This window comes from Pseudomonas sp. F01002 (genome assembly GCF_004402115.1).
GTDB classification, from domain to species: domain Bacteria; phylum Pseudomonadota; class Gammaproteobacteria; order Pseudomonadales; family Pseudomonadaceae; genus Aquipseudomonas; species Aquipseudomonas frigoris.
In genome coordinates this window covers 437,164-449,602 of the sequence record NZ_SOPU01000003.1, presented here as the reverse complement: position 1 = coordinate 449,602, position 12,439 = coordinate 437,164, and the positions used below count along the sequence as shown (strand labels likewise).

16 protein-coding genes are annotated in these 12,439 nt (G+C 59.0%); 5 read left to right on the top strand and 11 right to left on the bottom strand.

Features of this window, described 5'->3' with window-relative positions:
• Window positions 1–79 precede the first annotated feature (79 nt).
• A complete protein-coding gene (locus E3W21_RS02660; RefSeq protein WP_129437712.1) occupies window positions 80–976 on the bottom strand; it encodes a LysR family transcriptional regulator in 897 nt (298 codons plus the stop codon).
• Between the two features lie 121 nt (window positions 977–1,097).
• Here E3W21_RS02660 and E3W21_RS02655 point away from each other — a divergent pair, with 121 nt between their 5' ends.
• Window positions 1,098–1,856: an SDR family NAD(P)-dependent oxidoreductase gene (locus E3W21_RS02655; RefSeq protein ID WP_134417770.1), complete on the top strand. Its 759-nt coding sequence runs from the start codon at window positions 1,098–1,100 to the stop codon at window positions 1,854–1,856.
• 109 nt (window positions 1,857–1,965) lie between these two features.
• On the opposite strand, the gene E3W21_RS02650 is transcribed toward E3W21_RS02655, so the two are convergent.
• Window positions 1,966–2,403: a multidrug/biocide efflux PACE transporter gene (locus tag E3W21_RS02650; protein WP_134417762.1), complete on the bottom strand. Its 438-nt coding sequence runs from the start codon at window positions 2,401–2,403 to the stop codon at window positions 1,966–1,968.
• 90 nt (window positions 2,404–2,493) lie between these two features.
• Between E3W21_RS02650 and E3W21_RS02645 the strand changes: the two genes are divergently transcribed.
• Window positions 2,494–3,348, top strand: a complete 855-nt coding sequence (locus E3W21_RS02645) for a LysR family transcriptional regulator (protein ID WP_134417753.1) — start codon at window positions 2,494–2,496, stop codon at window positions 3,346–3,348.
• Between the two features lie 107 nt (window positions 3,349–3,455).
• Here the strand turns inward: E3W21_RS02645 and E3W21_RS02640 are convergent, their stop codons facing one another.
• The 3 genes from E3W21_RS02640 to E3W21_RS02630 all read right to left on the bottom strand — a co-directional run bounded on the left by E3W21_RS02640 (window position 3,456) and on the right by E3W21_RS02630 (window position 5,547).
• Window positions 3,456–4,691 carry an RNA polymerase sigma factor gene (locus tag E3W21_RS02640; RefSeq protein ID WP_134417745.1) on the bottom strand — a complete coding sequence of 412 codons (1,236 nt, stop codon included), beginning with the start codon at window positions 4,689–4,691 and terminating at the stop codon, window positions 3,456–3,458.
• Window positions 4,691–5,041 carry a YciI family protein gene (locus E3W21_RS02635; protein ID WP_008151161.1) on the bottom strand — a complete coding sequence of 117 codons (351 nt, stop codon included), beginning with the start codon at window positions 5,039–5,041 and terminating at the stop codon, window positions 4,691–4,693. The genes E3W21_RS02640 and E3W21_RS02635 overlap by 1 nt, the downstream gene beginning before the upstream one ends.
• A gap of 80 nt (window positions 5,042–5,121) precedes the next feature.
• Window positions 5,122–5,547 (bottom strand): SgcJ/EcaC family oxidoreductase, encoded by a 426-nt coding sequence (locus tag E3W21_RS02630; RefSeq protein WP_008151160.1) that lies wholly within the window; start codon window positions 5,545–5,547, stop codon window positions 5,122–5,124.
• Window positions 5,548–5,688: 141 nt separating this feature from the next.
• Between E3W21_RS02630 and E3W21_RS02625 the strand changes: the two genes are divergently transcribed.
• Window positions 5,689–6,174, top strand: a complete 486-nt coding sequence (locus E3W21_RS02625; RefSeq protein WP_134417738.1) for an N-acetyltransferase — start codon at window positions 5,689–5,691, stop codon at window positions 6,172–6,174.
• Between the two features lie 7 nt (window positions 6,175–6,181).
• Window positions 6,182–6,787, top strand: coding sequence for a pyridoxamine 5'-phosphate oxidase family protein (locus tag E3W21_RS02620; RefSeq protein WP_134417732.1), 606 nt, complete (start codon window positions 6,182–6,184; stop codon window positions 6,785–6,787).
• A gap of 54 nt (window positions 6,788–6,841) precedes the next feature.
• Here the strand turns inward: E3W21_RS02620 and E3W21_RS02615 are convergent, their stop codons facing one another.
• The 5 genes from E3W21_RS02615 to E3W21_RS02595 all read right to left on the bottom strand — a co-directional run bounded on the left by E3W21_RS02615 (window position 6,842) and on the right by E3W21_RS02595 (window position 9,560).
• The gene (locus tag E3W21_RS02615; RefSeq protein WP_134417725.1) at window positions 6,842–7,183 is read right to left on the bottom strand and encodes a hypothetical protein; all 342 of its coding nucleotides are present in this window, start codon (window positions 7,181–7,183) and stop codon (window positions 6,842–6,844) included.
• Window positions 7,176–7,442: a prevent-host-death protein gene (locus tag E3W21_RS02610; protein WP_046049521.1), complete on the bottom strand. Its 267-nt coding sequence runs from the start codon at window positions 7,440–7,442 to the stop codon at window positions 7,176–7,178. The genes E3W21_RS02615 and E3W21_RS02610 overlap by 8 nt, the downstream gene beginning before the upstream one ends.
• A 78-nt stretch (window positions 7,443–7,520) precedes the next feature.
• A complete protein-coding gene (locus E3W21_RS02605; RefSeq protein ID WP_134417718.1) occupies window positions 7,521–8,030 on the bottom strand; it encodes a GNAT family N-acetyltransferase in 510 nt (169 codons plus the stop codon).
• Between the two features lie 314 nt (window positions 8,031–8,344).
• On the bottom strand, window positions 8,345–8,830 hold the full coding sequence (locus E3W21_RS02600; RefSeq protein WP_129437730.1) for a GyrI-like domain-containing protein: 486 nt from the start codon (window positions 8,828–8,830) through the stop codon (window positions 8,345–8,347).
• Between the two features lie 67 nt (window positions 8,831–8,897).
• Window positions 8,898–9,560: a LysE family translocator gene (locus tag E3W21_RS02595; protein ID WP_134417711.1), complete on the bottom strand. Its 663-nt coding sequence runs from the start codon at window positions 9,558–9,560 to the stop codon at window positions 8,898–8,900.
• Between the two features lie 139 nt (window positions 9,561–9,699).
• Here E3W21_RS02595 and alaC point away from each other — a divergent pair, with 139 nt between their 5' ends.
• Window positions 9,700–10,911, top strand: coding sequence for an alanine transaminase (gene alaC, locus E3W21_RS02590; protein WP_008151144.1), 1,212 nt, complete (start codon window positions 9,700–9,702; stop codon window positions 10,909–10,911).
• A 125-nt stretch (window positions 10,912–11,036) separates the two neighbouring features.
• Here the strand turns inward: alaC and E3W21_RS02580 are convergent, their stop codons facing one another.
• The gene (locus E3W21_RS02580; protein WP_129437734.1) at window positions 11,037–12,389 is read right to left on the bottom strand and encodes a GntP family permease; all 1,353 of its coding nucleotides are present in this window, start codon (window positions 12,387–12,389) and stop codon (window positions 11,037–11,039) included.
• Between the last annotated feature and the right edge of the window lie 50 nt (window positions 12,390–12,439).

Genomic DNA, 12,439 nt, shown 5'->3' with positions numbered 1-12,439 from the left:
AGCGGACAGACAGTCGACATCTGCGTTGAATGTTCAACCCCCATCGCGAGCAAGCTCGCTCCCACAGGTTATGTGTTGTTCAAGTGGTGGATTGGATGACGTGCCCCAGCCAATCCATGAACGCCCTGACCCGCAACGGCAAATGCCGTTGCCGGGCATACAACAGCGAAACCTCCATGGACGGCGCGTTGAGCTGCGGCAGCACCGCCACCAGTTCGCCGCTGAGCAGGTGGGGCTGCATGCCCATCAACGGCGCCTGAATCAAACCAAAACCGCCCAGACACGCCGACTCGTAACAATCGGTGCTGTTGACCGTGACGCTGCCCGCCATCGGCACTCGACGCAACGTGCCTACTTGCTCGTACACAAAACCCTCTGACCGTGAACCCAGTACGCCGACGTAATGGACCAGCCGATGCTGCGTCAGGTCTTCGAGCCGTTCAGGCACGCCATAACGTTGCAGATAGGCCGGGCTGGCGCAGTTGACCATCGCAAAATCGCAGAGGTGACGCGCGACCACCGATTGATCCGGCTGCGCGCCGACTCGCACCACGCAATCAAACCCTTCGCTGAGCAAATCGACCCGGCGGTCGGTGCTGCTGATTTCCAGCTCGAGATTGGGGTGCTGCGCCATGAACTCGGGCAGACGCGGCATCACCACCCGACGGGCCAGAATATTCGGCATGTCGATGCGAATCCGCCCAACGAGCGACGCTTCGTCCTGGCGAAACAGCCCTTCGATTTCATCCATGTGCGACAGCAAATCCTTGCTGCGCTCGTACAACACCAGGCCGTCCTGAGTCGCCTGAACCTTGCGCGTGGTGCGTTGCAGTAACCGCGTGCCGACCAGCATTTCTAGGGCCTTGACGTGCTCGGACACGGTGGACCTGGGCAAACCCAGGCTTTCACCGGCAAGGGTAAAACTCGACATCTCGGTGACGCGAACGAAGGTGCGCAGCAGTTCCAGCTTGTTCATGGGCCAACCTTTATTGTTCGGATTAACCGACCAGTGATTCAGATTTAAGCCTGTTTATCACTTCAAGGCGGATAAATAAACTTCCTCCACGTCATCACCCACTGCTCCTTGAGGAAGTCCCATGAACCATAAAATTGCACTGATCACCGGCGCCAGCCGCGGCCTTGGCAAAAACGCAGCCCTGCATCTGGCAGCCCAAGGCATCGACGTTATTGGTACTTACAACAGCCGCGCCGATGAGGCTCAAGCACTGGTCACAGAAATCGAAAGCCTCGGCGGTCGCGCCGTCATGCTGCAACTGGACGTTGGTCAGAGTGAAGGCTTCGCAAATTTCGCCACGCAGGTCGCCGATGTATTGCGCAGTCGTTTCGATCGCGAACACTTCGACTTTTTACTCAACAACGCCGGCATCGGCCTGAATGCAAACTTCGTTGACACCACCGTCGCCCAGTTCGATTTGCTGATGAACATCCATCTGAAGGGGCCGTTCTTTCTCACCCAGAACCTGCTGCCGCTGATGGCTGACGGTGGCCGCATCCTCAACGTTTCCAGCGGTCTGACCCGCTTCAGCTTGCCGGGTTACGGCGCTTACGCGGCGATGAAAGGCGCGATGGAAGTGCTGACGCGTTATCAGGCGAAAGAACTCGGTGCCCGCGGTATATCCGTGAACACCCTGGCGCCTGGCGCGATCGAAACCGATTTCGGCGGCGGCACGGTGCGTGATAACAGCGACGTGAACAGCTATGTCGCCGGCAATACCGCGTTGGGGCGCGTTGGTCAGCCGGACGACATCGGTGCTGCGATTGCATTGCTGCTGGCGCCGGGCAGTCAGTGGATCAACGGCCAGCGCGTAGAGGCGTCGGGCGGGATGTTTTTGTAAACGCCATCAATATCAAAAGATCGCAGCCTCGTTTCACTCGACAGCTCCTACAGGGATCGCATTCCAATGTAGGAGCTTTCGAGTGAAACGAGACTGCGATCTTTTGCTTTTATCCCGAGACAGCCTGGCGCATCACCACCCGCTCGCGCACGACGTCATAGACCCAGTGGTAGACGTAGGTGTACGGCAGGAAAAACAGCAACACGCCGATATCCAGCACGAACGCTTGCCACAGGCTGACCTTCAGCCACCAGGCGATCAGTGGCACACCGACCGCTACCAGACCACCTTCAAACAGCAGCGCATGGACAACGCGTACCCAAGCGTTGTGCACGATGGCGAAGCGTTTGAGCACGCGGTCGAACAGGCCGTTGAAGACCACGTTCCAGGCCAGAGCAAGGGCGGCGATAACAAGAGTGACAACGCCCATCTCGAGCATCGGTTTGTCCATGATCCACGCCAGCAGCGGCGTACAGATCAAAATGGCCAGCAATTCGAAACCGATGGCCTGGAAAATACGTTCAGTGATGGATTTGTTGGCGCTCATGGCCAGACTCCTCTGAGTGACTGTGGTTGCCATGATCCTTCTTCACACCGATACTTCATAACCAATTACCATCGATCAAGGTGATAGTTCATGGCCTCTCAAGAAGTGTTGCAGGCCTTCGTCCAGGCAGCGACTCAAGGTTCGTTTTCCGCCGCGGCGCGCAAACTGGGCCGCAGTCAGTCGACCATCAGCGCCGCCGTGGCCAGCCTTGAAATCGACTTGAACCTGACACTGTTCGACCGCAGCAGCCGTAAACCGAGCCTGACCCCGGCCGGGCACGTGATGCTGCAACGGGCCGAGGAAATCCTGGCCGCCACCAGCCGACTGGAAATGACCGCCAGCCAATTGTCCCAAGGGGTCGAACCGAAGCTGACCGTGGCGATTTCCGACACGTATCAGTCCGACCGATTCGAAGCGGCGCTCAGTGCTTTCGAGCAGCGCTATCCGGACCTGGAACTTGAATGCCTGATCGCCGAGTGCGATGACCTGGTGGCTTTGGTGCAACGGGGTCGGGCGCATGTGGCCTTCGCCGAAAAACAGGACAGTTACCCGCCGGACCTGGTCAGTTCGACCATGGAAGAACGTGCCGAAATTGCCCTGTTCGTGTCCCGCGAGCATCCATTGGCGGCGCTGAGCCACATCGATCAAGACGTGTTGCAACAACACCGGGAGTTGCGTCTGGCGACGATCGTCAATCCGTATGAAAGCCGTGCGAAGGGGCGCGTCTGGTCGGCGCCGAGTTATCTGATGCTGCTGGAAATGGCTCAGGGCGGATTCGGCTGGGCGCCGTTGCCCCGGTGGCTGGTGGAGCGATTTGGGCCAGGGACGTTGCAGGAACTGGACGTACGCGGCTGGCCAAAACCGGTGTTCGTCGATGCGCTGTGGTCGCGGCTGCATCCGCCAGGGCCGGCGGGGAGTTGGTTGCTTGGCAAGATGTTGGAATAGCGGTGCTGCCATTCGCGAGCAAGCCCGCTCCCACAGGATTTGCGCTAAACCTGTGGGAGCGAGCTTGCTCCGGGCGGCGTTCCGACGATGGGGCCAGCAAATTCACCTTATTTTAATGCCTTGATCCGGGCCTCGATAAACCGCCGTTCCGGCACCTGCTGCGTCAACTCCAACGCCCGCTCATAAGCCGCCCGCGCCTCCTCAACCCGTCCCAGCTGCCGATAAAACTCCGCCCGGGCCGCGTGCGCCAAGTGGTAATCCAGCAAATCACCCCGCGCCAGAATCCCTTCAACCAACGTCAGCCCCGCCAACGGCCCATCCCGTTTGGAGATCGCCGCCGCACGGTTCAATTCGATCACTGGCGAAGGCGCCGCCCGCAACAGCACGTCATACAGACCCACAATCTCCAGCCAGTCCGTTTCCGCCGCCGTGGGCGCTTCGGCATGCGACGCCGCAATCGCCGCTTGCAAGCAATAAGGCCCGAATTGCCGAGTCGTCAGCGCCCGCTCTACCAACGCGCAACCCTCTTCGATCATCTCGACGTCCCACAACGAACGGTCCTGCTCATCCAGCACGATCAACTCCCCGCTCGCTGACGTCCGGGCCGGGCGTCGGGACTCGTGCAACAGCATCAGCGCCAGCAGCCCCATCACCTCGGGTTCGGGCAGCAGTTCCATCAACAGACGACCGAGCCGAATCGCCTCGCGGGTCAAATCCTCACGGGTCAGTTCCGCGCCCATGGACGCGGAATAGCCTTCGTTGAACACCAGGTAAATCACCCGCAGCACGCTGTCCAGGCGCTCGGGCAATTCCGCCAGGGTCGGCACTTGATAAGGAATTTTTGCGTCACGGATTTTGGCCTTGGCCCGCACGATGCGCTGGGCGATGGTCGCTGGCGCCGACAGAAAGGCCCGGGCGATTTCTTCCGTGGTCAGGTCGCAGACTTCGCGCAGCGTCAACGGCACCTGGGCGTCAGCCGCGAGTGCCGGGTGACAACAGGTGAAGATCAGGCGCAGGCGATCGTCTTCCACGTCTTCGTCACTCCAGTCGGCCTGCTCCAGCGCCTCCAGTTGAGCGATCAACATCGGTTGCGACGCGATAAAACGTGCGCGCCGACGCAATACATCAATGGCCTTGAAACGCCCCGTGGACACAAGCCAGGTACGCGGATTGTCCGGCACACCGTCACGCTGCCAGCGTTCGACCGCGACGAAAAACGCCTCGTGCAAGGCCTCTTCGGCGAGGTCGAAATCTCCGAGCAAACGGATCAGGGTCGCCAGAATCCGCCGCGAGTCTTCGCGGTAAACCTGCTCGACCTGCGCCCGTACCGACTCGGCCGACATCAGGCGCCGGGATTCAACTGACGAACGGGACGCACCTCGACACAGCCGACCCGGGCCGCCGGGATGTTGCCGGCGACCTGGATGGCTTCATTGAGGTCTTTGGCATCGATCAGGTAAAAGCCGGCCAATTGCTCCTTGGTTTCGGCGAACGGGCCGTCGGTGATCGACATCTTCCCGTTGCGCATCCGCACCGTGGTCGCGGTCTGCACCGATTCCAGCGCCTCGGCGGCGACCATTCGGCCGCTGCCCTGGATCGCCTCGGCGTAAGCCATGCATTCAGCGTCATTCGGGCTTTCGGGCAGCGAGTGCAACTCGTGCTCGTTGCTGTAGACCAGGCATAAATACTTCATGGGACTCTCCTGAATCGAACGGATCAACTATGGCTGCAGATTGACGCTTTCGCGACATTCCCGACGAATCGGCCTGACGCTCAGGGTTCCAGGTTGAACAGCACCGTGCCGCTCATCATGTCGAACGGGGCCGACCAGTGTTCGTGGACGATGCGCCATTGCCCATCGTCGCGCCGATAGCAGGCGGTCACGCGCATCCAGCAGGCCTGGGTCTCGCCCTTCTCGTTAGTGCCGCCGCAATGGGCCAGCCAATGGGCGAAGGCGATGTGCTCGTCCGCCACGATGTTCATATGGTCGAAATCAAACTTGTGCGCGCCCTGGCACATTTCCATGCATTCCTGCCAATGCGCGCGGTAGGCCGCCTTGCCGCGAAATTGCAGGGCCTTCACCGCATCGTAGGAGACGATGTCCTCGGCATACAGGGGCATGAGTTTCTCGACATCCTTGGCGATGACCGCCTGACGATAGGTGTCGATCAGGGTCTGGATTTCGTGGGTAGCGTTCATGGTGGTTCTCCGTGGTTTTTGTTGTGAAGACACCTTTAGTCGTCTGGCGAAAAGCCAAATCGACAGCGGAAATAAAAATAGTCCAGGAACGCAAACTCGTTAGAATTCGAAACACATTTATGTTGGAAAAAGGACACTCCAGTGACAGCCCGACTCGTGCCTTACGACAGCCTGAACACTCTCCAGCGCCACCAGGTCGAGGCCATTGAAGTTCACAAAGAACAAATCAGGTTCTCCGGCGACATTCACGGTGCGTTGCACACCTTGCTGTCCAAACCCGGCCCCGGCGTCAAAGGATTTGCGCTACTGGTCGAGGATGTTCCCGTGGCCTTTCTGCTGCTCAAACGCCCGCCCGTATTGCCGGCGTGGGCCGATGAACACAGCGCCACCCTTCACGCACTGCAAGTCGATCATCGGGCTCAGGGCAAAGGCTATGGCAAGGCCTGTCTGCAAGCCCTGCCCGACGTTGCGCGTCAGGCGTTTCCGGAAATAAAGGGGCTGGAGTTGTCGGTGGATGCGGATAACGCATCGGCCATCGCGCTTTACGCAAAATTCGGCTGGGTCGACAGCGGCGAAGCCTACAGGGGCCGGATCGGTTACGAACGGCGCATGGGTCTGATTTTCTGAGGTGGTCATGCTCAACAGCATCGAAGAACTGGAAGCCCTCTACGGCCAACCCCACGACCGCGCCGTGCGCAAGCAGATCGCCTTTTTGAACGAGGACTATCAGGCGATGGTCCGCGCCTCGCCGCTGGTGATTGTCAGCTCGGTGGGGCCTGACGGGATGGACGGTTCGCCGCGGGGCGACACGCCGGGTTTCGTGCGGATCATTGATGAGTGCACCCTGGCGATCCCGGACCGGCCGGGCAACAACCGCATCGACACGCTGCGTAACGTCGTGCTCGATTCGCGGGTGTCGCTGTTGTTCATCATTCCCGGGATTGGCGAAACGTTGCGGGTTAACGGCACGGCACAGATCAGTGCCGAGCCCGCGTTGCTGGAGAGCTTTGCGGTCAATGGCAAACCGGCGCGCACGGTGATGCTGGTGACGGTGGAAGCAGCTTTTTTTCACTGTTCAAAAGCGATTGTGCGCTCAGACTTGTGGAACCCTGAGAAACATCTGGAGCGCTCGGCGCTGCCGACGGCGGGCGCGTTTCACAAGCGGTTGAACGATGGGCAGTTCGATGCCGAGACATATGACCGGGAAGCGCCGGTCAGGGTGCGGGACAGCCTTTACTGATCGAACACGAAAAGGGGTTGCCTTGAGGCAACCCTTTTGAGATTTGACTAGCTGTTAGAGGAGAAGGCAGTAATCGAGCAACTGCTTCTCGATACTTTGACGCTGACCGATAACCAACGCGACCACTACAAGGTTTTCACTCGGGAACACCTCATACAAAACCCGCTGCCCCATGGGCAAGTACTCACGAAAATGAGTCACCCCAAGCGACGCCGCTTCCTGGCAAATACCGTAAACATGGGCCTGACTGCTAAACGCCGTAACGATCTGCATTACCAGTTGATCGACCATCTCTGCCGCTTTTTTGCGACCGCATTGCTGCGTGAGATAGTGCTCCAGCGAAATAACCCCATGCTCCGCAGCGGTCGCAAACTCTACCCTGAAGACCTCAGGCATCGTTATCGTCTTGCTGCAATTGGCGCCGCTGCGCCAGTCTGGCCAGCAAAGTGTCGCCAGAAATCAGTTTTCCCTGCTCTTTGTCGCGAGAGGAGAACGAAAGAAGTTTGATCAGCGCGATGGCCTCATCTCGCCGCTTACGCTCCTCGTAGGACTCGATCACATAAGCCGGAACGCCATTCTGAGTGACGAGCATCGGCTCGGAAAGATCCAGCGCTGCCGCATTCTTTTTAACAAAACTGATAGTTTCAACTCGCATCATTCATTCCTCTGCTCACCACCCAAACAGGATGGCCAATGCAACAAGGTCTGAATTTAGGCTATTAAAAAACTTATCTCAAGAACTCATTTGCTCTTTTCCCAACTCCAACACCATCTCATGCCAAGCCATCCCGCCATGGTCAGACGCTGAAGGCTTGATGTAGGCAAAGCCAAACCCGGCATACAGCGGAATATGCCGCTCCTTGCACATCAGATGGATGTTGGTCTTGCCCAACGCGCGCATCCGCTCGATGAATTCGCCCATCAACCGTTTCGCCAGGCCCTGCCCCTGATAATTCGGGTGCACCACCACCGACATGATGACCACGTGCGGGCCGGCCGGGTCGTGGCCGATCAGTTCCTTGAACGCCTCGTCCGACATCTCGACCTGAAACGCCGCACCGGAATTGATGAAACCGGCTACAACGCCATCGACTTCGGCCACGATGAAACCTTCGGGCCAGGTGGCGATGCGGGTGGCGATTTTCTCGCGGGTCGCGGCTTCGTCGCCTTCGTAGGCAACGGTTTCAATGGCGTAGCAGCGGTCCAGATCAGCAGGTGTGACGTGGCGGATGACGGTGTTCATGGCAGCTCGAAATCAGCGAGAGGAAGGCTGGGGATCATAAATTAATAAGGTGTTCATATCGATCATCGCAGGTGCCGTAAAGCCTGCGTATAAGCGCTGTCATTGCTCGTCGGTGCGGATTATTGATGTGCCCTGTCTCTGGCCATCAATAGGGGGAACACACCATGAGCAGCGTTCAGATCGGACTTCTTATGCTGTTGGGCATCAGCACATTTGGCTTCATCACGTTGTCGATTGACCTGTTGCGGGCGCGACGGATGAAGCAATGCAAGTAACGAGCAGGAGGCGGACGCCAAGTCCGCCTCCTGATGGAGTCAAGGCTTGAGCGGCAGCCAGATTTCCAGCACGCCGGTATTGAGCTTCGGGTTGAAGTCTTCGCTGTAGCGTTCGAACTCCGGGGCGTCCGCCGCCTGATAACCGGACTGCGGCAGCCAGGTTTTCCAGATGTACTGAAACGTCTGGGGCAACATATCCAGAGAGCCCTTGTGCTCGAACACGGCATAGTGCTGAGGCTGGACCTCGACCCAACGGTATTTATCCGGCAGGTCGTCGAGTTTGTCGATTTCGACGCCGGCAATGTATTCAAATCCGCCCTTGCCATCCGGATTGCAACAGATGCCGTAGGTCACTTCGCTTTTTTGACCGGGAATTTTGCCAATCTCGGGAATGAATTTCTCCCAGAGATCGGGTATGCCACTGGTCGTATCCGTGGTAAATCGGCCGCCAAGCCCTGCAATGAGCAGGAAGTGCCCGTGCTCGAAGCGTGGCTTGGCCGTTTCGACGCCTGTTTGCTCATCCATGACTCAACTCCTGGAACAAAAAAGTGGGTTCGGCTGGGAGTATAGAACCCAAACCGAATTCGCCCAGTTACAGTGCGTGCAACTGCTCGACGGCACCTGCGCCGACGAACTCGTTATACCCCGATAGGATCACGTAGACCGCGAAATAGCAGAAGATCGCCGCCGATACCATGTAGGAGTAACGCAGCAGTTTGTCGCCCAGCAACTTGCCGCCGTGACTCGCGGCGAAGCACAAAGCGACGCACCAGAGCACCCCGGCGCAGAGAAATCCGCCGAGAAACAGCGCCGAACTAAGGGCGCCACCGCCACCGGAACGAGCGATCAATGTGCCGCCCACCGCCGCGAACCAGAGAATGGCGCTGGGAGACGACATGGCGAGGAAGATCCCGCGGAAAAACTCGCGCCGATGGGAGTTCTGCCCCACGTCTTCGGCCTGCGCCAGTACCGCCTCATGGTGAATCGCCGAATAGATCATCTTTGCCGCGAAGTACAACAACAGCGCCGAACCTCCGATCCACAGCACCCAGCGCACGCTTTCGTATTGCAGCAAAACGGTCATCCCGGCCAAGGCCAGCACGGCGTAGATCAGGTCGCCGACACACGTCCCCAAACCCAGCGCAAAGCCTTGAAAATAGCCACGCTGCATCGCCAACGTGATCATCGCGATGTTGGCCACGCCGATGTCCAGGCACAGCGAAAGGCTCAGCAAGAAGCCACTGGTAAATTCCATCAACCGATTTCCTTCGGACAAATTTGTTTACATAGTCGCTGGACAGTTTGCCACATCAGCCCTTACATTCCGCCACAGGTCACCGCAGTGACCAGCGTCGCTCGGACGGTTCCGGGCGCTCACGTTATCCGAGGCAACAATGGCTAACCCAGGTTCGCCGCGCCGCTTTGCGCGCATAGATCGACTCCCCCCTTACGTATTCAACATCACTGCCGAGCTGAAGATGGCCGCCCGTCGTCGTGGCGAAGACATCATCGACTTCAGCATGGGCAACCCCGACGGCCCGACACCGCCGCACATCGTCGAAAAACTCGTCACCGTCGCCCAGCGCGAAGACACCCACGGTTACTCGACGTCCAAGGGCATTCCGCGTCTGCGCCGGGCGATTTCCAATTGGTACAAGGATCGCTACGAGGTCGACATCGACCCGGAAAGCGAAGCCATCGTCACCATCGGTTCCAAGGAAGGCCTGGCACATTTGATGCTGGCCACCCTCGACCAGGGCGACACCGTTCTGGTGCCGAACCCGAGCTACCCGATTCACATCTACGGCGCGGTGATTGCCGGCGCCCAGGTGCGCTCGGTGCCGTTGATTCCGGGCGTGGACTTCTTCGCCGAACTGGAAAGCGCCATTCGTGGCTCGATTCCGAAACCGAAAATGATGATCCTCGGCTTCCCGTCCAACCCCACCGCCCAATGCGTGGAGCTGGATTTCTTCGAGCGGGTGATCGCCCTCGCCAAGCAGTACGACGTTTTGGTGGTGCACGACCTGGCCTACGCCGACATCGTCTACGACGGCTGGAAAGCCCCGTCGATCATGCAAGTGCCGGGCGCCAAGGACATAGCGGTGGAGTTTTTCACCCTGTCCAAGAGCTACAACATGGCGGGCTGGCGCATCGGTTTCATGGTCGGCAATGCCGAACTGGTCAATGCCCTGGCGCGGATCAAGAGTTATCACGACTACGGCACGTTCACCCCGCTGCAGGTCGCGGCGATTGCGGCGCTGGAAGGCGATCAGCAGTGCGTCAAAGACATCGCCGAGCAGTACCGGCAGCGTCGCAACGTGCTGGTCAAAGGCCTGCATGAACTGGGCTGGATGGTCGAGAATCCGAAAGCGTCGATGTATGTCTGGGCGAAGATTCCCGAGGCTTATGCGCACTTGGGCTCGCTGGAGTTCGCCAAGAAACTGCTGGCCGAGGCCAAGGTTTGCGTCTCGCCAGGCGTAGGGTTTGGTGAGTATGGGGATGATCACGTGCGCTTCGCGCTGATCGAAAACCAGGACCGGATTCGTCAGGCCATACGCGGGATTCGCGGGATGTTCCGGGCGGATGGGCTAATTAGCAAATCTTGACGCCCTGCACATAACACTGTGGGAGCGGGCTTGCTCGCGAATGCGGTGTGTCAGTCAACATTGATGTTGTCTGACACGGCCCCTTCGCGAGCAAGCCCGCTCCCACATTTGGTTTTGCGGTGTGGTTAAACGAACAGCGACAACAGCAGGATGAAGCCCAGGCCCACCACGGACAGGATGGTTTCCATCGCGGTCCAGGTCTTGAAGGTTTCCGCCACGGTCATGTTGAAGTACTGCTTCACCAGCCAGAAACCCGCATCGTTCACGTGAGACAGGATCAACGAACCGGCACCGGTCGCCAGTACCAGCAGCTCACGGTTCACACCTGGAATCATCCCCACCACCGGCACCACGATGCCCGCGCCGGTAATGGTGGCTACGGTTGCCGAACCGGTCGCGATACGGATCACCGCTGCTACCAGCCAGGCCAGCAGGATCGGCGAGATCTGTGCGTTCACCGCCATGTGGCCGATCACGTCACCCACGCCGCTGGTCACCAGCATCTGCTTGAAGCCACCACCGGCACCGATGATCAGAATGATCGCGGCGGTCGGCGCAAGGCTCGCGTCGAGCAACTTGAGAATTTTGCTGGAGCCCATGCCCTGACGGTGCCCGAAGGTGTACAGCGACAGCAGCAACGCCAGCAGCAGCGCCGAAATCGGGTGACCGATCAGGTCCATGAACGAGCGGAAGAAATTGCCTTCCGGCAGCACCACGTCGGCAAAGGTCTTGAGCAACATCAGGAACACTGGCAGCAGCACGGTGATCAGGGTGATGCTGAAGCTCGGCAGCTCAGCTGCCTCTGGCTCGCGCGCCAGTTGATCGACCAGTTCCTGGTTAGGATGACCCGGAATGTACTTGGCAATGAACGTGCCGTAGATCGGGCCGGCGATGATGGCCGTCGGCAGCGCAACGATCAGTCCGTACAGAATGGTTTTACCGATGTCGGCACCAAACACGCCGATGGCCAGCAACGGACCCGGGTGCGGCGGAACCAGACCGTGCACGGCGGACAGACCGGCCAGCAGCGGGATACCGATCTTGATGATCGACACGCCGGTACGCCGGGCGACGATGAACACCAGCGGGATCAGCAGCACGAAGCCGATTTCGAAAAACAGCGGAATGCCGACCAGGAACGCGGCGAACATCATCGCCCACTGCACCTTGTCCTTGCCGAACGCGCGAATCAGGGTTTGGGCAATCTGATCCGCCCCGCCCGACTCGGCCATCATTTTGCCGAGCATCGTGCCCAGCGCGAGGATGATCCCGACGAAACCGAGCACCCCACCGAAGCCGTCCTGGAACGCCTTGATGATGGTGCCGATCGGCATGCCGGAGGTCAGCCCGAGAAACGCGGCGGCAATAATCAGAGCAATGAAGGGATGCAGCTTGAATTTGGTAATCAGGACAATAAGCCCGATCACCGTGACCACTGCATCGAGCAGCAGGAACGTCTCGTGGGACATGCCAAACATTAGGGGTGTCTCCTGGTTGTTGTTGTTGTTAAAGCGGGTAATTCGCAAGC